This window comes from Roseicyclus persicicus, from assembly GCF_012395815.1.
GTDB classification, from domain to species: domain Bacteria; phylum Pseudomonadota; class Alphaproteobacteria; order Rhodobacterales; family Rhodobacteraceae; genus Roseicyclus; species Roseicyclus persicicus.
Genome location: NZ_JAAZQQ010000002.1, coordinates 773,847 through 796,152, shown reverse-complemented (window position 1 = coordinate 796,152; position 22,306 = coordinate 773,847). Strand labels below are relative to the sequence as shown.

The window sequence follows — 22,306 nt, the reverse complement described above, 5'->3', positions numbered from 1 at the left end:
ACCGTGGCCAGCCTCTTGCAAGAGGCTGGCAGAGCCTTGCAAGGCTCTGGCAAATCCCTTGCAAGGGATTTGCCGCGCCCCGGGTCAGCGCACGTCGCGGAAGCAGCGGAAGCCCAGGTGGTAGTTCCGGTGGCTGCCCTCCGACATCACCCGGCTGCCGTGCCAGAACGGCGCCCGCCAGCGCGCCCAGTGCTCGTGCGCGCGCACCGTGTCCCAGATGAACCACGACCCCTTCATCTCGGTCACGCCCAGGCTGGTCGAGCCGCGGCTGGCCATCTGGTCCTCGCTGAGGGGCAGGTTCATGTGCTCGGCCGCGTTGCCGTCGATGTCGTAGACCCCGAGCGGCGAGCGGCAGTCGGGGAAGGACCCCGCCGGGTAGGTGTTCGACCCGCAGCCGGTGAAGGACCCGCCGTTGCACGACGCGTTCTTGAAGCTGCCCGTCGCGCAGACGCCCGAGCGCCACTGGCCGATCGAGTAGAGGTTCGAGGTGCTGGCGTAGCGCGCGTTGTGCAGGCCGCGCATGGTGTTCACCGCCGCCGAGCCGCTCATCCCGCGGATGCGGTCGAAGGGGTAGTCGGGCGGCAGGAGCTGGCCCGCCGCCGCCCCCTCCCACTCGTGGGCGTCGCCGATGCGCTTGCCCTCGGCGGCGCAGAGCTGGGCGGCCTCCATGGCGCGGACCCAGACCACCGGGTAGGCCATCGGGATGTTGGGGTACTCGAACATGTCCGCGCAGACCGTGGCGTCGCGCGGGGTCTGCGTCTCGGGGTCGTAGAGCGGCACCATGAAGGGCTCGCCGCAGATGCGCTCGTATTCGCGGTTGCGGTAGCTCTGCTGCACCTGCGCCACCGACCCGCCCAGCCGCGCCGCGGCCTCCTCGGGGGTCAGCGGGTGGCGCGTGACCGCCGGGTTGCCCTGCCCCATCCAGCCGTTCGGCGAATTGGCGAAGATCTCGCGGATGCGGGCGATCTCGGCGTTGGTGACGCCGCGCACCTCCTGCATCTGGCGGAACATCGCCTCGTTGCGCTCGGCCAGGCTCTGCGCGCCCGCCGCCCCCGCCATCACCACGCCCGCCAGCGCGGCCAGCGCCGTTTTCAGCATCGGTCGGACCTTCATCCTCACTCCCTCCGGACCAGGTAGAAGAAATCGCGATTATCCGGCGCCTCGACGAAGCGCGGGATGCGCCCGCCGTTGTCGCGCGGGTCGCTCTCGGCCATGCCCGAGACCAGGTGGTGCGTCTCCAGATCTCCGTCGTCGCGGGTGTAGACGGCGAGGTAGGTCAGCTCCTGGCTGTTCATGTCCAGGAGCATCGCGTAGTCGCACTGGTAGGCCTGGAAGGTGCGCGCCATGCCCGAGGGCGTCGCGGTCGAGAAATAGGCGTAGATCAGGAAGGGCCGGTCCCCGACCGTGCGCAGGCAGGCGCCCGCGCGCAGCGTCCGCAGGTCCGCCTCGGCCGAGCCCGACCAGTTGCCGCCGCCCCAGCTGGTCACGCGGTCGCCCGGCACCCCGTTCTCGATCAGCGGCACGCCGTTCTGGCGGGCAAAGACCATCCGGTCGAGCATGTCGGCGTCGTCCTCGGTCCAGGTGCGCATCCCCACCGTGCCGTCGTCGAGCACGTAGAGCGTGGCGAGGTTCGGCCAGAGCCGCGAGAACAGCACCCCGTGGGTCAGGAAGCCGTAGTGGTGGCCCCAGTTGAAGGTCGCGTAGTCGCCGAAGCGCCAGGCGCCGTGGTCGCGCTTGAAGCCGCCGGTGAAGGTGGCCGCCACGCGCTCGTAGAGGTTCGGCGACAGCATCCCGTTGAACACCAGCGGGTCGGGCCGGTCGAAGCCGTCGGGCCCCGGCCCCTGGTAGTGGCGCCCGCCGCCCGAGGGCCGCGAGGACCAGCCGAGGCTCGGGTGGTCGGTGCCGACCTCGTAGCCCAGCTCGAACTGGGTCAGGTCGAAGGCGACGAGGTAGACGTCGGCCCGGTTCTCGACCCCGTCGAGCCCGTTGGCGCCGCGCACGTCGAAGACCTCGCGGGCGATCATGCCGGGCTGCATGACGCTGGCGTAGACGCCGGGCGCATCCTCGACCGCGTACCAGTTGCCCGCCGTCATCGCGCCGCCGTCGGTGCCCTCGAGGTCGAAACCCATCGAGGGGCGCATCTGCGGCGTGGAGGACAGGAGCGCGCTGCCCAGAAGCGCGACGCCGTCCACCTCCTCCTCGGCCTCGAAGCCCTCGGAGGAGACCATGAAGGCGTCCTCGTAGAAGGCGCCCTTGATCAGGTTCACGATGGAATCGCCGAACAGCACGTTGTCGCGCAGGAACTGCGACACCGCCTCGCGGGTGGTGCGGTTGCCGCGCACCGGGTTGCGGACGAACAGCGACCAGTCGCAGACCGGGGCGAAGGGCAGGTCGCTGGCGCGGGCCTCCTCCAGCTCGCCGTCCTCCCAGGGGCGGCACTGCATCTCGTCGCCGTCGCGGTCGATCACCAGCGCCGGCGCGTCGCCGGCGGCCAGCGACAGGGCGATGGCGGCGGGATCGCCGCTTTCGAGGTGGTAGCTGGCCGAGCGGCCCGAGGCCGGGGCGACCTCGAGCACGAACCACGCGTTCACATGCGGGTTCAGCGAGGTCAGCGTGTAGGTGGTGCCGTCGGCGGCAGTGGCCGTCTGGGCGTTGCGATAGGGGTTCAGCGCCCAGATCGAGCCCGGCACGGGGCGCTCCATCTCGGCCATCTGCGCCTCGAGCTGCGCCGCGTCGGGCAGCCCGATCCCCTCGGCCGTGACCGTCGCGGGCGACATGCCGGCGAGCGCGACGGACAGGACGGACAGGGAAAACAGGACAGGCAGGGGCCGGGGCAAGGCAGACTCCATGGCAGCGGACAACGCAGGGGCGATCGGGGCAGACCGCGCGACACCCTGAGTGTTGCAGCAACTCGGCCCATGACGCAACGGCGGCAAGGAAAACCTTACCCCCGGCGGCGCAGGGCCCGGCACCGGCGGCGCGGCGCCGATCGCCGCCCGGACGACGAGAAGCGGATTCTCAAACCGTTAACCAAGTGTTAACCGACCTCGGCAAGGCTTCGGAGCGGGGGGCCAGGCGGGCACGCGGGCGGGAATCGGACGACCGATCCGGCGACAGGCGCGGCTGACCCGGGCAGGCTGCCCCGACAGGACAGGCGGGAACCGGGGGGCTGGGCATGGCGCGACACACGGCGATCGAGGAGCATCTGGCCGAGGCGGCCGGCTGGCAGGCCGCGGGCGCGCATGACCGGGCGGCCGAACGGGCGGCGGCGGGGCTGGCCCAGGCGCCGGATGCGCCCGAGCTGCTGCGGCTCCTGCTCAGGGCGGAACTGTCGCGCGGCGCGCTCGACGCGGCGCGGGACGCCGCCGGGCGGCTGGCCGCGCTGACGCCGCAGGGCCGGGCGCTCGACCTTCTGGTCGAGACGGCGCTCGATCTCGGGCAGGGCCAGACGGCGCGGACGCTGCTGGCCGGGGCCGAGGCGGACGGCACGGCCGCCCCGGCGCAGGCGGCCCAGCTCAAGGCACGGATCGCGATGGCCGCGGGCGACCTCCTGGCCGCCAAGGCGATCCTCGTGACCGCGATCGAGGCGGCGCCGGACCTGCCGGCGCTGCGCGCGCTCCTGGCCGAGGTCATGGTGGCGGCCGGCACCGCCGCCGACGCGCGGGCCGTGCTGACCCATGTCGGCCAGCCGCCGGTGAACCCCGCCCCGCCCCCGGACGACGCCGGGGCCACGGAGGACACCGGGGCCACGGCAGACGACGGCCTGCCGGACAGCCGGATCGGCTGAGGCGCACGCGCGCGGGTTTGGTTTGACCTTCGCCCCGGCCCGTGCCCATGGTGCCGGGGAAGGACGGGACAGCCGATGCGCACCGACAGGCGACCCCACGCGACAAGGACCGGCCCGGCCCGGTGCCGGTCGATCCTCTGCGCGCCGAGGGGGCCTGCGCGATGACCGGGCCGACGGGACTGGGCCTTGCCGGCCACGCGCGCCCGCCCGAGCAGGTGATGCGGCTGTCGCGCCTCGGCGCGCAGCTGCCGTGCCGCCTGGGCTTTGCGCGGCAGCTGACGCGGCGGATGGCGCGCAGGGGCTGGCGCATCGCCTGCGCCGACTGGGCGCTGGACGCCGCGGGGGCCGGCCATGCCGTCTACAGCATCGACACCGGCGCACGGCGCTACGCGGTCGTGGCCGTCACCACCGCCGGGTCCGGGCCGGGGCCGGCCGCCGGGGCCATCCTGGTCGACGGCCTGCCCGGCCCCGCCGACATCGCGCGGCTTGCCGACGCCCTGCGCGGGAGCCCCGCGCCCCGGCTGACGGCGCGCGAGCTCTGCCTCGTGCAGCTCGCCGGGGCAGCGCCGGTCTGGGAGCGGTTGATCGACACCCTCGCCGCCGGGCAGCAGCCCGACGCCGCGTGGCACGCGGACGCGGGCGGCGTGCTGTTGCGGGCGACGGCGGTCCATGCGGCGGGGCGCTGCGGCACCGCCGACCACGGCGTGCTCGCGCACCGGCCCGAGCTGCACGCGCCGTTCCAGGCCGAGCTTCTGACGCTGTACCTGGCGCGGGTGTTCGCGCGCGACCTGGCCGATCACCTGGCCCGCGCCCGCGGCGGGGACGGGGCGGCGCGGCTCGACCCCGGGGCCGCCGGGCGGCTCGGCATCGGCACCACCATCGGGGCCGACATGGCGCCGTTCCTCGTCGCCCACCCCTGCCTGTGCAACAACTGGGTCATGGCGCGCGAGGAGGCGATCGCCCGGGTCTCGGCCCTGCCCGCCGTGACCGACGCGCAATGGCAGCGGGTGGCGGGGCTGGCGGCCCGCCTCGGCGCGGGCGCGGGGGCGGCGCTTGCGGCCGATCTGCCCCGGCTGGGCGACCGGATGGCGGCCGGGCCGCGCGGCCCGCGGCCCTGGGTGCGGCTCCTGTCCTGGGCCGACACCGCGCTGTCGGCCGAGGGGCAGGAGGCGCTGGCGTCGCTGATGCTGGAGCCTTACGGCGCGCTGGTCGACGGGCTGGGCCACTGCATGTCGGACGCGCTGGACAGCGGGTTCCGCATCGACGGGGCGGTGCCCGTGGCGCGGATGCGGGAGCTGATCGAGGGCGTGTTCGGCCCCGCGCCGGCGCGCAGCCCCGAGGCCGAGGCGGCGGCGGACGGCCGGGCCGAGACCCCGGCGGCCGTCGCGCGCGACGCGGGACTGGCGCGCCGGGCGATGGCGGGCTGGCCGGGCGAGGCGCCGGTCGCGGCCTTCCTGCTGCGCCACCCCGAGCACCGGCGGGCGATCCGGCGGGCACAGATCGCGGGCTTCGCGCCCTATTCCGAGATCCGCGACGACCTCGGTGCCGAGGCCGGGGAGGCCGCCCTGCACGCGCTGGTGCGGGCGATCCTGGCCTTTCTGGGCGCGACGGACGTCGTGCCCCAGCCCGGCGGCGCGGTGCGCGGCCGGCTGTTCGCGGGCGCGCCCTACCCCGAGACGCTGGCGACCGGCACCGCCGATCTCTGGCCCCTGTCCGATACCCGGCCATGACCGGGGATCGCGCCCTGAGCGAGGTCGAGGCGCTGGCGCGGCGGGCGGCGCGCGGGGCGGGCCTGCCCTGGGGGCTGGCCGACGAAGCCGGGCGCGCGGTGCGCGGGCTGGCGCTTGCCGAGGTCGACGGCTGCGCGCTGCTGGCGCGGCTCCTGGCCGAGACCGCGCCGCGGCCGCACCAGACGCTGGCGCCGGCGCGGCTCGACCGCGGGGCCTGGCAGGCCGCGGACGGCCCGCTCTGCCCGATCCGCACCGGCGCCAGCCTGTCCGACATGGCGCGGATGCTGCCCGCCGAGGGCATCGCGCTGCGGCAGGTGCTGGTGCCGGCGCTGATCCTGCCCTTCGTGGGCGACATGGCCGGGCTGCAGGACGGGCCGGTGACGCTGTCGTGGCAGGGCGGCATCATCGGGATCGGGCCCGAGGGGCTGCCGCGCACGGCGGGCATCGTCAAGCTGGTGGAGGTGGACGAGACCGACCTGTTCCTGCATCCCGGCGGCCCGGCCCTGCCCGCGGCCCCGGCGGCGGCCCGCGCCCGCCCCTCCGCCGCCGCATGGGCCGCGCTCGAGGCGCTGGCGGCGCGGGCCGGCCCCTGAGGCCGGCCGCCCGCTCAGGGGCGGTATTTCTCGATGAAGGCGTCGATCGGGAGCGCGCGGAAATCCGGGATCGCGGCGCCGAAGCGGTCGTGGTCCCAGTCCCACCAGGCGATGTCCATGAGCGCGGCCTCCTGCGCCTCGGTGAAGCGGCGCCGGATCGGGCGCGCCGGCGCGCCGGCGACCACGGTGTAGGGCGCCACGTCGCGCGTCACCACCGCGCCCGCGCCGACAACGGCCCCGGTGCCGATGCGGACGCCCGCCGTCACGGTCGCGCCGTGGCCGATCCACACGTCATGGCCGACCGTCACCCAGTGCGCCCGGCGCCAGTCGAAGAAGGCGTCCTCGTCCGCGCCGAAGCCGTACATCGACGCGCGGTAGACCGCGTGGTGCTGGGTGGCGCGGTCCATCGGGTGGTTGCCCGGGTTCAGCCGCACCATGTTGGCGATGTTGGTCCACTTGCCCACGCTGGTCCAGATCACGTGGCCGAAGTCGCAGATGTAGGAATAGTCGCCCAGCTCGCAGTGGCTGAGGCTGGTCATGCGGCCCACCTCGGTCCAGCGGCCGAGCGTGACGCCGGGGCCGACCTCCGCCTGCGGGTGGACGGTCGGCGCCTCGGACAGTCGCTTGGTCATGGGTGGTGCCTCTCGCCGATGGCCCAGAGACGCACGCGCCTGGACAGCCAGTCAATCGCGAAGATCAGGACCAGCACGTTCAGCACCACGAAGGCGACCTGGTCGTAAAGCTGCGCGCGGAAGCGTTCGATGATGATCATGCCGATGCCGCCCGCGCCCACGATGCCGAGGATGGTGGCCGAGCGCGTGTTGCTTTCGAGGAAGTAGAGCGACTGCGAGATGAACACCGGCAGCACCTGCGGCACCACGCCGAAGCGGATCACCGACAGCGGCCCGGCGCCGGTGGCGCGCACGCCCTCGACCTGCTTGCGGTCGATGTTCTCGATCGCCTCGGCATAGAGCTTGGACAGGGTGCCGAGGTCGGACACGAAGATGGCGAGCACGCCGGCCAGCGGCCCGAGGCCCACCGCGCGCACGAAGACGAGGCCCCAGACCAGCTGGTCGATGCCGCGCAGGACGTCGAGGAGCCGCCGCACCGCCTGCCGCAGCAGCCAGACCGGCGTCACGTTGCGCGCCGCGAGGAAGCCCAGGACCAGCGCCCCGAGCGTGCCCAGCAGCGTGCCGAGAAACGCCATCGCCAGCGTCTGCGCGATGCCGAGGTAGATCGCGCCGTAGGACCAGGTCGCCATGTCCTCCCAGACCACGAAGTTGGTCAGGAGCACCCAGACCCGGCCCGACGCGTCGAGAAAGCGGCCGATCTCGAAGAACCACAGCGACCAGACCAGGTAGGCCAGCGCCAGCGCCCAGGGCCCCCAGCGGCGCAGCTGCGCCCCGGCCGAGCCGAAGGCGCCGGGGTGGGCGGCGCGGAGTTCGGCCACCTCGGCGTCGGTGAGGGCGGACAGGGATGCGATGCTCATGCCGGGGTCTCCCGCCCGATGTAGGCCAGCCGGATGCGCTCGGACACGAGGTCGATGATCGTGACCATCAGCACCACCAGGATCAGCACGGCCAGCACCCGGTCATCCGAGTAGAACGAGATCACCCGGTTCAGCTCCTGCCCGATGCCGCCCGCGCCGACGAAGCCGATGATCGACGAGGCGCGCACGTTGATCTCGAAGCGCAGGAGCGCGTAGCTGAAGAAATTGGGCGCGACCTGGGGCACCACGCCGTAGGCCATCTGCTGGGACCAGCTGCCGCCGACCGCGGCGATGCCCTCGACCGGGCGGGGCGAGGCGTTCTCGTTCACCTCGGCGAACAGCTTGCCCAGCGCGCCGGCGGTGTGGATGGCGATGGCGATCACGCCCGCCAGCGGGCCGATGCCGATCATGAACACCAGCACCAGCGCCAGCAGGATCTCGGGGATGCCGCGGCAGAGCTCGAGGAACCGGCGCGAGACCCAGTAGACCCGGCCGTTCGGCGCCAGGTTCGCCGCCGCCGGGAAGGACAGCACGAAGGCGACCCCCGCCCCCAGCAGCGTGGCGGTGATCGCCATCAGGATGGTTTCCCAGATCAGCTCAAGGTAGGTCCACAGGTCGGCATACCAGAACGTGAGCGAGCCCGGCACGGCGCGCCCCTCGGCGGTGCGGCCCTCGAACAGCAGGTCCCACCGCAGGTCGGGCAGGATGGTGCCGAAATACTCGAAGATGCGCGGCAGCCCGGCGGCCAGCCGGTCGGGGTAGAACTGGCTGACCCAGACCGACAGCCCGAGGCACAGCCCGAAGGCGCCCAGCGCGATGACGGTCCAGACCCGGCGCGCGGCGCGCAGCTCGGCCCGGTGGCGCTCGAACACCGCGACGGCGTCGCGCGGCGCGTCGTCGCCCGCAAGGGGAAGATCGGTCATCGGCCCGGGCCCATCAGGCGGGGACGCGCTGGCGCGCCGCGGACGGGGCGAGCGCGGTCGAGGTCGCGGTCTCGTCGAAGGCGGCGTCGGCCTCGGCGCCGTAGATCTCGCGCGCCATCTGCGTGGTCAGCAGGTCGGGGGTGCCGTCGAACACGATGCGCCCGGCCTGCATCCCGATGATCCGGTCGCAATACTGCCGCGCGGTGTCGAGGGTGTGCAGGTTGCAGATCACCGTGATCCCGTCGCGGCGGTTGATGTCGCGCAGCGCGTCCATGACGATGCGCGCGTTCAGCGGGTCGAGCGAGGCGATCGGCTCGTCGGCGAGCAGGATCCTCGGCTCCTGCACCAGCGCGCGGGCGATGGCGACGCGCTGCTGTTGGCCGCCCGACAGGGTCTCGGCGCGCTGCAGCGCGGTGTGCGCCATGCCCAGACGGTCGAGCGCCCGGATCGCGAAGGCGCGCTCGCGCGGGGTGAAGACCTGCGCCATCGCGCGCCACGGCGGCATCTCGTGCAGCCGCCCGGTCAGCACGTTGGTCAGCACGTCGAGCCGGCCGACCAGGTTGAACTGCTGGAAGATCATGGCGCAATCCGAGCGCCAGGCCCGGAGCTCGCGCCCCTTGAGCGCGGCGACATCGGTGTCGCCGTAGGTGATATGCCCCTCGGAGGGATCGACGAGGCGGTTGAGCAGCCGCAGGAGCGTGGACTTGCCCGCGCCCGAGCGCCCGATGATGCCGACCATCTGGCCGTCGGGGATGTCGAGGCTGGCGGCATGGACGGCGGTGGTGTCGCCGAAACGGCGGGTCAGCTTGTCGAGTCTCAGCATGGATCGCGTCCCCTGTGTGCGGTGGTCGGTGGGCCCCGTCTGGCGCCGCGCCCTCCCCTCGGCGCGCGGCCGGGCCCCGGCTGCGGGATCGGGGCCGGTCGTGGACCGGCCCCGCCCGCCGTGGCGTGGCCCCGGATCAGCGGCTCTCGGTCTGCATCCGGCGCATCTCGACCACCGGCTCGAAGAAGCTGTGGTCGACGGCGACGAAGCCCTGCCCCTCGCCCGCGGTTACCGCGTAGTAGCAGGCCGGGTCGTCCTGCAGCAGCGAGTCGAGGTAGTCGACGATGATGGTGCGGGCCTCCTCGGGGATGCCCTGGCGCACCACGATCGGGCCGTTCGGGATCTGGCTCGACTGCCAGATGATCCGCAGGTCGGCCATGTTCAGCAGCCCGTTGTCGATCATCGAGCGCAGGTTGCCGCGGGTGTAGCCCTCGGCCGGATCGCCGACGCCCGACACCCAGGTCACGCCGGCGTCGTACTGGCCGTTCAGCACCGCGACCACGGCCTGCTCGTGGCCGCCGCCGAAGCCGGTCTCGGAGAAGTAGCTGCCGATGTCGATGCCCTGCCGGGTCAGCTCGGCCTGCGGCACCAGGTAGCCCGAGGTCGAGTTCGGGTCGGCGAAGGCGAGGCTGCGGCCGGCCATGTCCTCGAGCGAGGCGATGCCGCTGTCGGCGCGGGTGTACATCACCGCGAAGTAGCCGGTGGACCCGTCCGATTCGGCGGACACGAACAGCGGCTCGACCGCCTCGGGGTCCTGCAGGTAGATGCCGGCATAGGCCGAGGCACCCAGCTGCGCATAGTCGAGCTGGTCGGCCAGCAGGCCCTGCATGACGCCGGCGTAGTCGGGCGCCGGGAACAGGTCGACCGGGATGCCCAGCAGGGCCTCGAGGTCTTCCTCGAGGCAGGCGTTGTCGCGCAGGCGGTCGGCGTCGTTCTCGCCGCCGAGCAGGCCGACGCGGAGCACGGGCAGCTCGCTGCGCCAGTCCTGCGCGAGGGCCGCGGTGGAGGTGAGGGCGGTCGCGCCCAGGGCAAGGGCGGCAAGGGTCGTCTTGAACATCATGGCAATCCTGTCAGAGGCGTCGATGACCGCGGAGCGACGCAACCGCGCCGCCCCGATCGACCGCAGGCCTAGGCGGCTTGCGTGATGGGTCGGTAACGGGCCGGTGAAGAGTTGATGACAGGGGGCCAAGCCGTTCGGCCGCCTCGGAAACCCTCCCCGCACCCCGCGCACCGACGCCGCCGCGGCGCTGTCCCTGACCCGACAACCGGCGGATCTGTCGAAAAAAAACACGCCCAAGGGCTGCACCGCCGCGGCCGACCTCGCCCGGGGGTGGCGAATCGCGGCGCCGGCGGCCCCGCGCCGTCACCAAAGCATCACCGCCGCGCCATCGCCCTGTTACACTGCTCGCGTTGAGAGGCGTCACCGCCAGGGAGAGACCCATGTTCGACGCGCAGCTGCCCCCCGCGCTCACGCTCAGCCACGCCCGCATCGTGACGCCCCGCGGCATCGTCGAGGGGTCACTGACCATCGAGGGCGGCCGTATCGCGGGGCTGGGCCGCGCCCGCGACGGGATCGACCTGCGCGGCGCCTTCCTGATCCCCGGCATCGTCGACCTGCACACCGACCACGTCGAGCGCCACACCCATCCGCGCCTGTCGGTGACCTGGCCCTGCCTGCCGGCGCTGCTGGCCCATGACGCGGTGGTGATCTCGGGCGGCACCACCACGGTGTTCGATTCGCTCTCGGTCGGCGCCTCGATGAAACGGCCCGAGCGCCGCGAGATCCTCGGGCCGCTGATGGCCGCGCTGGCCGAGGGTCAGGCCGCCGGCGCCTTCCGGGCCGAGCACCTGGTGCACCTGCGCTGCGAGGTGTCCGACCCCGCGACGGTCGCGCTGGTCGATGCCGCCATCGGCCATCCGCTGACCCGCCTCGTCTCGGTCATGGACCACACGCCCGGCGACCGGCAGAGCCCCGACATCGGGCAATGGTTCCGCCACATGATCCACGAGATGGAGGTGGACGAGGCCACGGGGCGCGCGATGATGGACGACCTGTTCGAGCGCTCCCGCAGCCGCGGCGCCGCGGTGCGCGCCCATGTCGCCGCCGCCGCCCGCGCCGCCGCGATCCCGCTGATGAGCCATGACGACCGGACCGCGGCCCATGTCGACCTCGCCCGCGCCGAGGGCTGCGCGATCTCCGAGTTCCCCACCACGCTGGCCGCCGCCCGCCGCGCCCGCGCGGCCGGCCTCTCCATCGTCGCCGGCGCGCCGAACTACCTGCGCGGCGGCTCGCAGTCGGGCAACGTCTCGGTGGCCGAGCTTCTCGCCCACGGCCTCGTCGACGCGCTCGCCTCCGACTATGTCCCTCGCTCGCCCCTCGACGCCGCCTTCCGCCTCGCCGCAGACCCCGCCCTGCCCATCGACCTGCCCGCCGCGCTCACCCTCGTCACCGGGGCGCCCGCCCGCATGACGGGGCTCGACGACCGCGGGCGGATCGACGAAGCTCTGCGCGCCGACCTCGCCGCGGTGCGCCTCATCGACGGACAGCCGGTGGTGCAGGCGGTCTGGCGCGAAGGGAGACAGGTGTTCTGATGCTGCCCCTCAAGATCGGCGCGGCCCTGATGGTCTCGCATCTTCCCACGTACCGCGACTGGCTGATCGAGGCGCAGCGCGACCTCGAGATCCAGGATTTCTTCCGCCCCGAGGTGCTGCTCGGCGACTGGCGCGGCCTGGTGGCCGAGGCGCGCCGCCAGCTCGACGGCTTCGAGGGCCGGCTCGGCATCCACGGCCCCTTCTACGACCTCCCCCTCGACACCGCCGACCCCGAGATCGCGCCGATCGTCTCCCGCCGTTACCGCACGGCGGTCGAGGCCGCCGCCGCCCTCGGCGCGACGCAGATGGTCGTCCACTCCCCCTTCACCACCTGGGACTGGTTCAACTTCGGCGACCACCCCCGCCGCGGCAACGCGCCCTCCGACCGCGAACGCAAGATCGCCCGCACCCAGGCGCTGCTGCGCGACGCCGTGGCGCTGGCCGAGGCCGAGGGCGTCACCCTTGTCATCGAGAACATCGAGGACATCGACCCCGCCTACCGCCGCGACCTCGCCGCCAGCTTCGCCTCCGACGCCGTCCGCCTGTCCATCGACACCGGCCACGCGCATTACGCCCACCACGCCACCGGCGCGCCGCCCGTCGACTATTTCGTGACCGACGCGGGCGCCATGCTCGCCCATGTCCACCTGCAGGACGCCGACGGCTTCGCCGACCGCCACTGGCCGCCCGGCCGCGGCACGGTGAACTGGCACGCGGTGTTCCGCGCCATCGCCGCGCTGCCCCAGCGCCCGCACCTCGTGCTGGAACTGCGCGACGCCGCCGATATCCCCGCGGCCATGACATACCTGACCCGCGAGGGGCTCGCCTGCTGAGCCCGCCCTTGCCCCTTCATCTTTCCCCAAATACGCCCTTCGGGGGCACCGCCCGCGCGCGCGCGAGACGTGGCTCAGGCGACCCGCGCCCCCGCCGCCCAGACCCCGCGCAGCACCGGCACGCCGTCCACCAGACGGAACCGGATCACGTCGGCCCGCATCCCCTCGGCGATCACGCCGCGGTCCACCAGCCCGGCCGCCCTTGCCGGCGCGGCGGTGACCGTCGCCATGGCGCAGGCCATGTCGCCCCAGAGCTCCCCCAGCAGCACGGCGGCATAAAGCAGCGCCGCGGGCACGTAATCCGACGAGACAACGTCGAGGAGGCCCTCGCCCGCCAGCGCCATCGCCGAGACATTGCCCGAATGCGACCCGCCCCGCACCAGGTTCGGCGCCCCCATCATCACCGCGATGCCGTGGCTCCGGCACGCCCGCGCGGCCTCCACCGTGGTCGGGAACTCGGCCAGCGCGATGCCATGCGCCGCCGACCGCACCACATGCGCGACCTCGGTGTCGTCGTGGCTCGCCAGCACGGCGCCAAGCCGCTGCGCCGCCTCCACCGCCGCCGCCTCGTGGGCATCGCGCACCGCCGCGCCCAGCGCTACCCGGGTCCGCACATGCTCCTGGAACACCTCCTCCGACAGCCCGTGCTTGCCCTTCATGTAGGTCGCGTACTGCCCGATGTCGGCGAACTGCCGCTGGCCCGGCGTATGGTCCATCAGGCTCAGGATGCCGACCCGGTCCTCGGGCCCGAACTGCGCCAGCTCCTCCACCAGCGTGTGCGAGCAGATCTCCGCCCGCAAATGGATGTGGTGGCTGATCTTCAGCGCCCCGGCCGCCCGCATCGCCAGCAGCTCGTCGGCGAGATCGCGCGCATAGCGCGACCAGCCGACGCCCCCCTTGCCCTCGATCGACCCCACCCGGATCGCGTCGAAGACGGTGGTGATCCCGCAGGCCGCCAGCTCCGCGTCATGGGCCACGATCGCGGGCTTGTGCGGCCAGTGCGCGGATGGCCGCGGCCGGATGTGCCGCTCCAGGTTGTCGGTGTGCAGCTCCACCAGCCCCGGCGCCACGAGGTCGCCGCCGCAATCGACCGCGCCCGCGGGCACCGCGCTGCCGCCCGCGACCTCCACGATCTCGCCGCCGCGCAGCGTCACGCGGCCCGTCATCTCGCCGCCCGGCAGGATGAGCCGGGCATTGGCAAGGGTCAGCGTCTCGGGCATCGGGGCATGGTCACGGGGCATGGGCGGCTCTGAAAGGAACGGAATGGACGGCTTCGCACGATACGGTCTCTACGTGGTGCCCGGCGGCGCGCTCTACCGCGCGGGCGCGGACTGGCTCGGCTGGGACAGCGTGGCCGGAACCGCGGTCGCGCAGCCCGACCTGCCCGGCCTGCCGGACGCGCCCTCGCGGCTGACCGCCACCCCCCGCAAATACGGCTTTCACGGCACCGTCAAGCCACCCTTCCGGCTGGCCCCCGGCGCCACGGCGGCCGCGCTCGACGCCGCGGCCCGCGCCTTCTGCGCCACGCGGCCGCCGGTCACGGTCTCCCGCCTCGCCGTCCGCCGCCTCGGATCCTTCGTCGCCGTGGTCCCCGACGCGCCCGCGCTCGATCTCGCCGCGCTTGCCGCCGCGACCGTCGCGGCCCTCGACCCCTTCCGCGCGCCCCCGACCGAGGCCGAGCTCGCCCGCCGCCGCAAGGCCCGCCTCACCGACCGGCAGGAGGCGCTGCTCGCCCGCTGGGGCTATCCTTACGTGATGGAGGAATTCCGCTTCCACATGACCCTCACCGGCTCCCTCCCGCAGGACCAGGCCGAGGCCGCCCGCGACGCCCTCGCCGCCCATCTCGCCCCGGTCCTGCCCGCGCCCTTCGCCATCGACAGCCTCTGCCTGATGGGCGAGGACGACGCGGGGATGTTCCACCTCGTCCACCGCTACACCCTCGCGGGATAGAGCGCCGCCAGCGCCGCGGCGACGGCCTCGTCCAGCCGCCCGGAATTGTCGATCTCGGTCACGCGCAGCCCCTCGGGGAACGCCGGCGCGGGCCGCGCCAGCCGCCGCGCGATCTCGGCCCGCCCCTCGCGGCCGCGCCCCGCCAGCCGCGCCGCCAGCACCTCGGGCCGGGCGGTGATGTGCAGCACATGCAGCTCCGGGAACACCCGCGCCGCGCGGCCCAGCATCGCCCGCGACAGGTTGGCCAGCGCATCCTGCCCGCGGCCCAGCACATCGTGCACCTCGCGCGGGATGCCGTAGAACAGCCCGTGCGCCTGCCAGTGCAGCGCGAAATCGCCCCCCGCCGCGCGCGCCGCGAACAGCGCGGGGCTGATCCCCTCGAACTCCTCGCCGCCCGCATCCGCCGCCCGCGTGATCACCCGGCGCACCCGGACAAGATCGGGGCGCGCGGCGACAAGCGCCTCCATCACGCTGTCCTTGCCCACGCCGGACGGGCCCACCACCGCGATGAGGCGCCCGGTGCTCATGCCGCCCCCGGGGTGAAGGCCGACACGTCCACCTCCCGGTCCGCGACCCGCGCCCGCGCGGCAAGGTCATGGAAGATGCCGACGATGGCGGCCCCGCCCGCCTTCGCCTCCTCGATCAGCTCCAGCACCGTCTCGCGGTTCACGGCATCGAGGCTGGCCGTCGGCTCGTCCAGCAGCAGCGCCGGATAGGCATGGGCGAACCCGCGCGCGATGTTCACCCGCTGCTGCTCGCCGCCCGAAAAGGTGGTGGGCGACAGCGACCAGAGCCGCTCGGGGATGCGCAACCGCGCCAGCAGTTCCCGCGCGCGGTCCAGCGCCTCCGCCTCGGGCCGGCCCAGCGCCAGCAGGGGCTCGGCCACAACCTCCAGCGTCGGCACCCGCGGCACCACGCGCAGGAACTGGCTCACGTAGCCCAGCGTCTCGCGCCGCAGCCGCAGGATCTCCCGCGGCTCGGCGCGGGTGATGTCCACCCCCCCGATCCGCACCGACCCGCCCTGCGCCAGGTAGTTGCCGTAGAGGATGCGCAGGACGGTGGATTTCCCCGCCCCGCTCTCGCCCGTCAGGGCCACGCACTCGCCGGGCGCGACGGTAAAGCCCGCGCCCGCGATCACGGGGATGACCGCGCTGCCCTGCGTGTGCAGGGTGAAGGACTTGGCCAGGTTTTCCACGTGGATCATGGGCTTACGCCTGCAAGACGGAGCTGACGAGCAGCTGCGTATAGGGCGCCTGCGGGTCGTCCAGCACCTGGTCGGTCAGCCCGGTCTCGATCACGCGGCCGTCCTTCATCACCATCAGCCGATCCGCCAGCAGCCGCACCACGGCCAGGTCGTGCGTCACCACGATGGCCGACAGCCCCATCCGCCGCACCAGCCCCCTGATCAGGTCGAGAAGCCGGGCCTGCACGCTCACGTCGAGGCCCCCCGTGGGCTCGTCCATGAACACCAGCCGCGGCCCCGTCACCAGGTTGCGCGCGATCTGCAGCCGCTGCTGCATCCCCCCCGAGAAGGCGCTCGGCCGGTCGTCGATCCGCCCCTCGGCGATCTCCACCCGCGCCAGCCAGTCGGCGGCCTGCGCCCGGATCTCCCCGTAATGCCGCGCGCCCACCGCCATCAGCCGCTCGCCCACGTTGCCACCCGCGGAAATCCGCATCCGCAACCCGTCGCGCGGGTTCTGGTGCACGAAGGCCCAGTCGGTCCGGCCCAGCATCCGCCGCTCGGGCTCGGTCATCGCCAGCACGTCGCGCGGCCCCTCACCCCGCGTGTCGAAGATCACTTGGCCCGCATCCGGCGCCAGGTGCCCCGCAAGGCAGTTGAGCAGCGTCGACTTGCCCGACCCGCTTTCGCCCACGATCCCCAGCACCTCGCCGGGCCAGAGGGTGAAGGACACCTCGGCACAGCCGATCCGCCCGCCATAGGCCTTGGTCAGGCCCCGCACCTCGAGCAGCGGCGTCATGCGCCCCTCCCCTTCATCTTTCTCCAAATGCGCCCTTCGGGAGCGACATCGCCGACCCCGCACCCCGCCCCGGAAAGGGCGCCGTTTTGCTGCAGCAAAACGGACCGGAAAACTGCAGTTTTCCGACCCGGAAATCCCGGGATTTCCGGCGCGAAAAACGCGCGTTTTTCGCCCCCGCTCATGCCGCTGCCTCCCGCCGCCCGGCGCAGTAATCCGTGTCGGAACAGACGAACATCCGCCCCCCCGCGTCGTCCACGATCACCTCGTCGAGATAGCTGTCCTCCGCCCCGCACAGCGCGCAGGGGTGCGCCGCCTTCGACGGGTCGAAGGGGTGATCCTCGAAATCGAGGCTCACTACCCGGGTATAGGGCGGCACCGCGTAGATCCGCTGCTCCCGCCCCGCCCCGAACAGCTGCAACGCCGCCGACTCGAGCTTCGGGTTGTCGAACTTCGGGATCGGCGAGGGGTCCATCACGTAGCGCCCCTCCACCTTCACCGGGTAGGCATAGGCGGTGGCTATCTCGCCATGCCGCGCGATGTCCTCGTAGAGCTTCACGTGCATCAGCCCGTAGTCCTCCAGCGCGTGCATCTTGCGGGTCTCGACCTCGGAGGGTTCGAGGAACCGCAGGGGTTCGGGGATCGGCACCTGGTACACGAGGATCTGGTCCTCGGTCAGCGGCAATTCGGGGATGCGGTGGCGGGTCTGGATCACGGTGGCCTCGGCCGTCCGCTCCGTCACCGCCACGCCCGCCGTCTTCTGGAAGAACTTGCGGATCGACACCGCGTTGGTGGTGTCGTCGGCGCCCTGGTCGATCACCTTCAGCCGGTCCTCGGGCACCAGGCAGGCCGCCGTCACCTGCACGCCGCCGGTGCCCCAGCCATAGGGCATCGGCATCTCGCGGCTGGCAAAGGGCACCTGGTAGCCCGGCACCGCCACCCCCTTCAGGATCGCGCGGCGGATCATCCGCTTGGTCTGCTCGTCGAGATAGGCGAAGTTGTAGTCCGTGCCGCTCATGTCATCCCCGCGAAATCGCCATCATGATGCCGGATTGATCGCCCAGACCCGCGCCACGTCCCGCAGCCCCGGACCGCCCGCCATGTACGCGCTGATCTTCGCCATCCTCTGGACCGTGGTCAGCACGGCGCTGATCCTCGGCACCCTGTCCGAGCTGGCCGATTGGGAACGGGCGCTGGCGATCCTCGTCCCGGTGTTCGGCCTGTTCGCGATCCGCGCCAGCTGGCTTGCCCTGCGCCGGCGGCGGAGCCTCCGGGTCGAGCAGGAGGGCGGGCTGTCCGTCTACGTGTGGATCGAGATGGACGGGACCGAGCGCCGCTCCACCCGCGACCCGCGCGACGACTGGGATGGGGACGGCGACGGCGACGGGGATGGCGGCGACTAGGCTCATTCCGCTGCCTCCCTCTGCGCCGCGCCCATCGCCTCGGCCCTGAGCCGCCGGACCAGCTCCAGCTCGGACTGGAAATCCACGTAATGCGGCAGCTTGATGTGTTCGAGGAACCCCGTCGCCTGCACGTTGTCGGCGTGGTACAGCACGAATTCCGCGTCCTGCGCCGGCGCGCCGACATTGTCCTCGCCCAGCTCCTCCCAGCGCAGCGCCCGGTCGACCAGCGCCATGGAGATCGCCTTGCGCTCGGTCTGCCCGAAGACGAGGCCATAGCCGCGGGTGAACTGCGGCGGCTCGGTCTTCGAGCCGGTGAACTGGTTCACCGTCTCGCATTCGGTCAGCATCACCTCGCCGATCTCGATGGCAAAGCCCAGCTCGGGGATGTCCATCTCGACCGCCACCGTCCCGATCCTGAGTTCGCCCACGAAGGGGTGGTTGCGCCCGTAGCCGCGCTGGGTGGAATAGGCCATCGACAGGACGAAGCCCTCGTCCCCACGGGTCAGGGCCTGCAGGCGCAGGGGCCGGTCGGCGGGGAAATCCAGCGGCTCGCGGGTCAGGTCGCGGGGCGTGGCCGGGCCCTCGGGCTCGGGCTGGATCAGGTCCTCGGCCGCGAGGAAGCCGGTGACATGGGGCACCGGGGCGGCCGACGCCTCGGCCTGCGGGGCCGCCGGCGGGTCCAGCCCCTCGGCCGCCAGCGCGAAGTCGAGCAGCCGGTGGGTATAGTCGAAGGTCGGCCCGAGGATCTGGCCGCCGGGCAGGTCCTTGAAGGTGGCACTGATGCGCCGGTCGCAGGCCATGGCGCCGGTGTCGACGGGGTGCGAGGCGCCGAAGCGGGGCAGCGTGGTACGGTAGGCGCGGATCAGGAACACCGCCTCGATCAGGTCGCCACGCGCCTGCTTGATCGCCAGCGCCGCGAGGTCGGGGTCGTAAAGCGAGCCCTCGGCCATCACGCGGTTCACGGCCAACGCCAGCTGTTCGCGGATCTGCGGCAGCGACAGCTCCGCGACGGACGGATCGCCCCGCCGTTCCTCGGCCAGCCAGGCGTGGGCGTTGTCGATGGCGCGCTCGCCGCCCTTGACCGCGACATACATGGCCTAGCCCTCCGCCTGCGTGCTGCGCGGCAGGCCGGCCAGCCGGTCGCCGCAGGTGAAATAGCTGTCGAAGCCGAGGGGAAAGCGGCGGCGGTTCTGCCGGAACGCCTCCGTCTCGGGCAGCGACAGGCGCGCCTCGGTCTTAATGCCGGGGCCGGTGAGGGTGGCGCCCTCGTTCGTCAAGACGTCCACCTCCACGATCAGTGTGGCCGAGCGGTCGGGGTATTCCGCCGTGCCGATGGCGAAGCGGGTGACGGGCTGCAGCGCGGCCCAGGTGCCCAGCGCGAACATCGCCTCCGCAGCCCCCACCAGCGGCGCGCCGGTGTGGAAGGTGATCCAACCGCGCAAGGCGGGGTCGTCATGGGACGGCGCGAGAAACAGCGGCGTGGTGGTGTCGCAGAGCGTCAGGATCAGCGCGCCGGCGGCCACCGAACAGGGCGCGGGCGGCTGGACCCCCGCCACGACCTCGATCCGCCCCGGCCGCGCCATCGCCTGCAACGCGGCGCGGAAGGCATGGGCCGCGTCGCGGGCGGGGTCGGCGAAACCGCCCTCCAGATGGGTCACGTCCATCGCGCTATTCCCCCCGGACCATGGTGAAGAACTCGACCTTCGTCGCCGCGGCCCTTGCCGCCCGCGCGGCCTTGCGCGCCGCGTCCTCGGCGCGCAGGGGCGCAAGGATCGCGGCCTCGACCGCTTCCCCCTGCCCGTCCTCGGCCAGCGCGTCGATCAGCGCCGCCGCCAGCGCCGCCGCCTTGTCGCGCCCCTGCACATGGCCGTGGCCCACCGCGCCCGAGGCCAGCCGCACCGAACAGCGCGTCACCGTCATCTCGCCAAGGTTGAAGGGCGCGCCCGTGGCCCCCGCCCGGCCGCGCACCATCACCGTGCCGATCTCGGGCGCGCGCAACAGCCGGTGCGCGGGCGGCTCGGGCGCATGGGCCCGCCAAAGCGCCAGCAGCCGGTCGGCCGGCGCGCGGGCCAGCGTCGAGAGGCGGGCCTTGCGGGCCTCTAGGGGATCTTGCGCAGACATCTTGGCAAGTTGTCCAATTATTATACAACTATACAAACTCCATCGCACAGGGCCCGAGTCGGTTCAAGCCTGCCCTCGTGAAACTTCGGTGACAGCCATGGGCCGCAGCCCCCTCTGGACCTCGATCCGCGACCAGATCTCGGCCGAGATCGCGCGCGGCCACTACGCCCCCGGCGACCGGCTGCCGACAGAGGCGCAGCTGGCCGACCGTTTCGGCGTGAACCGCCACACGGTGCGGCGCGCGCTGGCCGACCTCGCCGCGGCCGGCACCGTCCACGCCCGCCGTGGCGCGGGCGTCTACGTGCGGCACCGGCCCACCGCCTACCCGCTGGGCCGCCGGGTGCGGTTCCACCAGAACCTGCTGGCCGCCGGCCGCGTGCCGGAGAAGCGCATCCTGATGCTGGACACCCGCGCCGCCGACGCCGAGGAGGCGGCCGCCCTCGCCCTGCCCCCCGGCGCGGCGGTGCATGTCTACGAGGGCCTCAGCCTCGCCGACGGCGCGCCGATCGCGCTGTTCCGCTCGGTGTTCCCGGCCGACCGCCTGCCGGGAATGCTGGCGGCGCTGCGGGCCCACCCCTCCGTCACCGCGGCGCTGGGGGCGCAGGGCGTGGCCGACTACACCCGCGCCACGACCGAGATCACCGCCAAGCCCGCCACGCCGACGCTGGCCGCGCAGCTGCAGCTGCCCGCGGGCGCGGCGATCCTGCGGACGGTGGCGGTGAACGTCGATGCGGAGGGACGGCCGGTGGAATTCGGGCGCAGCTGGTTCGCGGGCGAGCGGGTGGCGCTGACGCTGGGGCCCGAGGGGCTCTAGCCGACCCGCGCGCCGGGCGGGATCGTGGGGGGCGCGGCGTTGAGCGTGTCCTTGGCGAAGCCGGCGGCGGCCTTGTAGCCGGCCATGAAGGCCGCGCGTTCCTCGGGCGGGATCACGGCGTCGATGTCGTCGAACACGCCGCCGCAGCGGTCGTTCAGAAGCGTCAGCAGGCCAAAGGGCCCCGCGCCCCGGTTGCGGAGTTGGAGCGCCGAAACAGGGGCGCAGAGCCTGTCGTCATAGGCGGCCAGCGCCGCCGGGGTGACGCCGTGGGCGAGAAGCATCGCGCCGAGCGTCCGGGCATCGACGATGGCCTGGCTCGCGCCGTTCGAGCCCGTGGGATACATCGCGTGCGCCGCATCGCCCATCAGCGCCAGGCGCCCCTGCACCCATGTCGGCAGCGGCTCCCGGTCGATCATCGGGTTCTCCCAGGCCGCCTCGGCACCCTCCAGCATCGCCGGCACGTCCAGCCAGTCGTAGCGGAACCCGTCGAAATGATGCACGAAATCGGCCACGGCCACGGGGCGGAACCAGCCCTCCTGCTGCCAGCCGTGGGCGGGGTCCACCGTCACCTCGGCGATCCAGTTGATCAGCGCCATGCCGTCGGCATCCGGCGCCGAAATCGGGTAGATCACCATGCGCTGCCGGTGCGTCCCGAGGCCGACGAAGGACGACCCGGTGCGCAGCGGATTCGCCCGGACCGTGCCGCGCCACATGATCCCGCCGCCCCATTGCACCCCGGGGTCGTCCGGGTGCATCTGCGCCCTGAGCGCCGAATGGATGCCGTCCGCCCCGATCAGCAGCGCGCCCTGCACCTCCGACACCGCGCCGTCAGCATGGGCAAGCCGCAGCGTGACGCTGTCCGCCGTCTGCGCATAGCCCGTGGCCCGCGCCCCCAGCGTCACCGCCCCGGGCCCCAGCCGGTCCCGCACGGCGTCGTACAGCGCCATGTGGAACGCGCCCCGGTGCACCGCGTATTGCGGCCAGTCGTAGCCGGCGAAGGTGCCGCGCGGCTCGGCATAGACCTCGCGCCCGTTCAGGCCCACCAGCGCCCATTCCCGCACCGGCACGCCGACGCGGTCGAGGACATCCGCCCCGAGGCCAAGGTCATACAACTCCCGCACCGCGTTCGGCTGCAGGTTCACGCCCACGCCCAGCGGCCGCATCTCGCGCGCGGCCTCGAACACCCGCACCGGCACGCCGACCTGGTGCAGGGTCAGCGCCAGCGCCAGCCCGCCGATGCCGCCGCCCGCGATGAGAACCGGCCCGGTCACG

24 protein-coding genes are annotated in these 22,306 nt (G+C 73.1%); 8 read left to right on the top strand and 16 right to left on the bottom strand.

The annotated features are described in order from the left end of the window. Positions 1–84: 84 nt before the first annotated feature. Together HCU73_RS09360 and HCU73_RS09355 are read right to left on the bottom strand one after the other, a co-directional pair. Positions 85–1,113, bottom strand: a complete 1,029-nt coding sequence (locus tag HCU73_RS09360; protein ID WP_168623140.1) for an SUMF1/EgtB/PvdO family nonheme iron enzyme — start codon at positions 1,111–1,113, stop codon at positions 85–87. Positions 1,114–1,115: 2 nt separating this feature from the next. Then, positions 1,116–2,837 (bottom strand): hypothetical protein, encoded by a 1,722-nt coding sequence (locus tag HCU73_RS09355; protein WP_239025491.1) that lies wholly within the window; start codon positions 2,835–2,837, stop codon positions 1,116–1,118. A 338-nt stretch (positions 2,838–3,175) separates the two neighbouring features. Between HCU73_RS09355 and HCU73_RS09350 the strand changes: the two genes are divergently transcribed. From HCU73_RS09350 to HCU73_RS09340, 3 genes are all read left to right on the top strand, one after another. Continuing rightward, positions 3,176–3,787 carry a tetratricopeptide repeat protein gene (locus tag HCU73_RS09350; RefSeq protein WP_168623138.1) on the top strand — a complete coding sequence of 204 codons (612 nt, stop codon included), beginning with the start codon at positions 3,176–3,178 and terminating at the stop codon, positions 3,785–3,787. 122 nt (positions 3,788–3,909) lie between these two features. Next, a complete protein-coding gene (locus tag HCU73_RS09345) occupies positions 3,910–5,517 on the top strand; it encodes a hypothetical protein (RefSeq protein ID WP_168623137.1) in 1,608 nt (535 codons plus the stop codon). Continuing rightward, positions 5,514–6,110, top strand: a complete 597-nt coding sequence (locus tag HCU73_RS09340; RefSeq protein ID WP_168623136.1) for a DUF3726 domain-containing protein — start codon at positions 5,514–5,516, stop codon at positions 6,108–6,110. Before HCU73_RS09345 ends, HCU73_RS09340 begins: the two co-directional genes overlap by 4 nt. A gap of 14 nt (positions 6,111–6,124) precedes the next feature. On the opposite strand, the gene HCU73_RS09335 is transcribed toward HCU73_RS09340, so the two are convergent. From HCU73_RS09335 to phnD, 5 genes are all read right to left on the bottom strand, one after another. Continuing rightward, complete coding sequence (locus HCU73_RS09335) at positions 6,125–6,742, bottom strand: DapH/DapD/GlmU-related protein (protein WP_168623135.1); 618 nt, start codon at positions 6,740–6,742, stop codon at positions 6,125–6,127. Further along, positions 6,739–7,599 (bottom strand): phosphonate ABC transporter, permease protein PhnE, encoded by an 861-nt coding sequence (gene phnE / locus HCU73_RS09330; RefSeq protein ID WP_168623134.1) that lies wholly within the window; start codon positions 7,597–7,599, stop codon positions 6,739–6,741. Before phnE (HCU73_RS09330) ends, HCU73_RS09335 begins: the two co-directional genes overlap by 4 nt. Then, positions 7,596–8,522: a phosphonate ABC transporter, permease protein PhnE gene (gene phnE, locus HCU73_RS09325; protein WP_168623133.1), complete on the bottom strand. Its 927-nt coding sequence runs from the start codon at positions 8,520–8,522 to the stop codon at positions 7,596–7,598. Before phnE (HCU73_RS09325) ends, phnE (HCU73_RS09330) begins: the two co-directional genes overlap by 4 nt. 13 nt (positions 8,523–8,535) lie before the next feature. After that, positions 8,536–9,345, bottom strand: a complete 810-nt coding sequence (gene phnC / locus HCU73_RS09320) for a phosphonate ABC transporter ATP-binding protein (RefSeq protein ID WP_168623132.1) — start codon at positions 9,343–9,345, stop codon at positions 8,536–8,538. 136 nt (positions 9,346–9,481) lie between these two features. Beyond that, positions 9,482–10,402: a phosphonate ABC transporter substrate-binding protein gene (gene phnD, locus HCU73_RS09315; RefSeq protein WP_239025490.1), complete on the bottom strand. Its 921-nt coding sequence runs from the start codon at positions 10,400–10,402 to the stop codon at positions 9,482–9,484. 383 nt (positions 10,403–10,785) lie between these two features. On the opposite strand from phnD, the gene HCU73_RS09310 reads away from it, so the two are divergent. Both HCU73_RS09310 and HCU73_RS09305 read left to right on the top strand, forming a co-directional pair. Next, positions 10,786–11,937 carry an alpha-D-ribose 1-methylphosphonate 5-triphosphate diphosphatase gene (locus tag HCU73_RS09310; protein WP_168623130.1) on the top strand — a complete coding sequence of 384 codons (1,152 nt, stop codon included), beginning with the start codon at positions 10,786–10,788 and terminating at the stop codon, positions 11,935–11,937. Then, complete coding sequence (locus tag HCU73_RS09305) at positions 11,937–12,770, top strand: sugar phosphate isomerase/epimerase family protein (protein WP_168623129.1); 834 nt, start codon at positions 11,937–11,939, stop codon at positions 12,768–12,770. Before HCU73_RS09310 ends, HCU73_RS09305 begins: the two co-directional genes overlap by 1 nt. Positions 12,771–12,844: 74 nt before the next feature. On the opposite strand, the gene HCU73_RS09300 is transcribed toward HCU73_RS09305, so the two are convergent. Next, positions 12,845–13,990, bottom strand: a complete 1,146-nt coding sequence (locus tag HCU73_RS09300) for an alpha-D-ribose 1-methylphosphonate 5-triphosphate diphosphatase (RefSeq protein WP_168623277.1) — start codon at positions 13,988–13,990, stop codon at positions 12,845–12,847. Between the two features lie 43 nt (positions 13,991–14,033). On the opposite strand from HCU73_RS09300, the gene HCU73_RS09295 reads away from it, so the two are divergent. Continuing rightward, complete coding sequence (locus HCU73_RS09295) at positions 14,034–14,720, top strand: DUF1045 domain-containing protein (protein ID WP_168623128.1); 687 nt, start codon at positions 14,034–14,036, stop codon at positions 14,718–14,720. Here the strand turns inward: HCU73_RS09295 and phnN are convergent. From phnN to HCU73_RS09275, 4 genes are all read right to left on the bottom strand, one after another. Further along, a complete protein-coding gene (phnN, locus tag HCU73_RS09290) occupies positions 14,702–15,247 on the bottom strand; it encodes a phosphonate metabolism protein/1,5-bisphosphokinase (PRPP-forming) PhnN (RefSeq protein WP_168623127.1) in 546 nt (181 codons plus the stop codon). The genes HCU73_RS09295 and phnN overlap by 19 nt on opposite strands. Further along, the gene (gene phnL / locus HCU73_RS09285) at positions 15,244–15,924 is read right to left on the bottom strand and encodes a phosphonate C-P lyase system protein PhnL (protein WP_168623126.1); all 681 of its coding nucleotides are present in this window, start codon (positions 15,922–15,924) and stop codon (positions 15,244–15,246) included. Before phnL ends, phnN begins: the two co-directional genes overlap by 4 nt. Before the next feature lie 4 nt (positions 15,925–15,928). Next, on the bottom strand, positions 15,929–16,699 hold the full coding sequence (gene phnK / locus HCU73_RS09280) for a phosphonate C-P lyase system protein PhnK (protein WP_168623125.1): 771 nt from the start codon (positions 16,697–16,699) through the stop codon (positions 15,929–15,931). 178 nt (positions 16,700–16,877) lie between these two features. Then, on the bottom strand, positions 16,878–17,714 hold the full coding sequence (locus HCU73_RS09275) for an alpha-D-ribose 1-methylphosphonate 5-phosphate C-P-lyase PhnJ (RefSeq protein ID WP_168623124.1): 837 nt from the start codon (positions 17,712–17,714) through the stop codon (positions 16,878–16,880). 34 nt (positions 17,715–17,748) lie between these two features. On the opposite strand from HCU73_RS09275, the gene HCU73_RS09270 reads away from it, so the two are divergent. After that, positions 17,749–18,099, top strand: coding sequence for a hypothetical protein (locus HCU73_RS09270; protein WP_168623123.1), 351 nt, complete (start codon positions 17,749–17,751; stop codon positions 18,097–18,099). 2 nt (positions 18,100–18,101) lie between these two features. Here the strand turns inward: HCU73_RS09270 and HCU73_RS09265 are convergent, their stop codons facing one another. From HCU73_RS09265 to phnG, 3 genes are read right to left on the bottom strand one after another with little or no spacing between them, the layout of a single operon-like run. Beyond that, the gene (locus HCU73_RS09265; RefSeq protein WP_168623122.1) at positions 18,102–19,193 is read right to left on the bottom strand and encodes a carbon-phosphorus lyase complex subunit; all 1,092 of its coding nucleotides are present in this window, start codon (positions 19,191–19,193) and stop codon (positions 18,102–18,104) included. Between the two features lie 3 nt (positions 19,194–19,196). After that, complete coding sequence (gene phnH / locus HCU73_RS09260; RefSeq protein WP_168623121.1) at positions 19,197–19,763, bottom strand: phosphonate C-P lyase system protein PhnH; 567 nt, start codon at positions 19,761–19,763, stop codon at positions 19,197–19,199. Between the two features lie 4 nt (positions 19,764–19,767). Then, a complete protein-coding gene (gene phnG / locus HCU73_RS09255; RefSeq protein WP_168623120.1) occupies positions 19,768–20,220 on the bottom strand; it encodes a phosphonate C-P lyase system protein PhnG in 453 nt (150 codons plus the stop codon). 97 nt (positions 20,221–20,317) lie between these two features. Here phnG and phnF point away from each other — a divergent pair, with 97 nt between their 5' ends. After that, positions 20,318–21,034, top strand: coding sequence for a phosphonate metabolism transcriptional regulator PhnF (gene phnF, locus HCU73_RS09250; RefSeq protein ID WP_168623119.1), 717 nt, complete (start codon positions 20,318–20,320; stop codon positions 21,032–21,034). Here the strand turns inward: phnF and HCU73_RS09245 are convergent. Further along, the gene (locus HCU73_RS09245; RefSeq protein ID WP_168623118.1) at positions 21,031–22,305 is read right to left on the bottom strand and encodes an FAD-dependent monooxygenase; all 1,275 of its coding nucleotides are present in this window, start codon (positions 22,303–22,305) and stop codon (positions 21,031–21,033) included. The genes phnF and HCU73_RS09245 overlap by 4 nt on opposite strands. Position 22,306 lies beyond the last annotated feature (1 nt).

What these genes read in the sequence shown, in the direction of transcription:
- phnE (WP_168623134.1), bottom strand. Translation starts at nt 7,599, where the DNA reads ATGAGCATCGCATCCCTGTCCGCCCTCACCGACGCCGAGGTGGCCGAA.
- HCU73_RS09275 (WP_168623124.1), bottom strand. Translation starts at nt 17,714, where the DNA reads ATGAGCGGCACGGACTACAACTTCGCCTATCTCGACGAGCAGACCAAG.
- phnL (WP_168623126.1), bottom strand. Translation starts at nt 15,924, where the DNA reads ATGATCCACGTGGAAAACCTGGCCAAGTCCTTCACCCTGCACACGCAG.
- HCU73_RS09335 (WP_168623135.1), bottom strand. Translation starts at nt 6,742, where the DNA reads ATGACCAAGCGACTGTCCGAGGCGCCGACCGTCCACCCGCAGGCGGAG.
- HCU73_RS09295 (WP_168623128.1), top strand. Translation starts at nt 14,034, where the DNA reads ATGGACGGCTTCGCACGATACGGTCTCTACGTGGTGCCCGGCGGCGCG.
- HCU73_RS09340 (WP_168623136.1), top strand. Translation starts at nt 5,514, where the DNA reads ATGACCGGGGATCGCGCCCTGAGCGAGGTCGAGGCGCTGGCGCGGCGG.
- phnE (WP_168623133.1), bottom strand. Translation starts at nt 8,522, where the DNA reads ATGACCGATCTTCCCCTTGCGGGCGACGACGCGCCGCGCGACGCCGTC.
- phnH (WP_168623121.1), bottom strand. Translation starts at nt 19,763, where the DNA reads ATGGACGTGACCCATCTGGAGGGCGGTTTCGCCGACCCCGCCCGCGAC.
- HCU73_RS09305 (WP_168623129.1), top strand. Translation starts at nt 11,937, where the DNA reads ATGCTGCCCCTCAAGATCGGCGCGGCCCTGATGGTCTCGCATCTTCCC.
- HCU73_RS09310 (WP_168623130.1), top strand. Translation starts at nt 10,786, where the DNA reads ATGTTCGACGCGCAGCTGCCCCCCGCGCTCACGCTCAGCCACGCCCGC.
- phnD (WP_239025490.1), bottom strand. Translation starts at nt 10,402, where the DNA reads ATGTTCAAGACGACCCTTGCCGCCCTTGCCCTGGGCGCGACCGCCCTC.
- phnK (WP_168623125.1), bottom strand. Translation starts at nt 16,699, where the DNA reads ATGACGCCGCTGCTCGAGGTGCGGGGCCTGACCAAGGCCTATGGCGGG.
- HCU73_RS09265 (WP_168623122.1), bottom strand. Translation starts at nt 19,193, where the DNA reads ATGTATGTCGCGGTCAAGGGCGGCGAGCGCGCCATCGACAACGCCCAC.
- HCU73_RS09360 (WP_168623140.1), bottom strand. Translation starts at nt 1,113, where the DNA reads ATGAAGGTCCGACCGATGCTGAAAACGGCGCTGGCCGCGCTGGCGGGC.
- phnG (WP_168623120.1), bottom strand. Translation starts at nt 20,220, where the DNA reads ATGTCTGCGCAAGATCCCCTAGAGGCCCGCAAGGCCCGCCTCTCGACG.
- phnC (WP_168623132.1), bottom strand. Translation starts at nt 9,345, where the DNA reads ATGCTGAGACTCGACAAGCTGACCCGCCGTTTCGGCGACACCACCGCC.
- HCU73_RS09300 (WP_168623277.1), bottom strand. Translation starts at nt 13,990, where the DNA reads ATGCCCGAGACGCTGACCCTTGCCAATGCCCGGCTCATCCTGCCGGGC.
- HCU73_RS09350 (WP_168623138.1), top strand. Translation starts at nt 3,176, where the DNA reads ATGGCGCGACACACGGCGATCGAGGAGCATCTGGCCGAGGCGGCCGGC.
- phnN (WP_168623127.1), bottom strand. Translation starts at nt 15,247, where the DNA reads ATGAGCACCGGGCGCCTCATCGCGGTGGTGGGCCCGTCCGGCGTGGGC.
- phnF (WP_168623119.1), top strand. Translation starts at nt 20,318, where the DNA reads ATGGGCCGCAGCCCCCTCTGGACCTCGATCCGCGACCAGATCTCGGCC.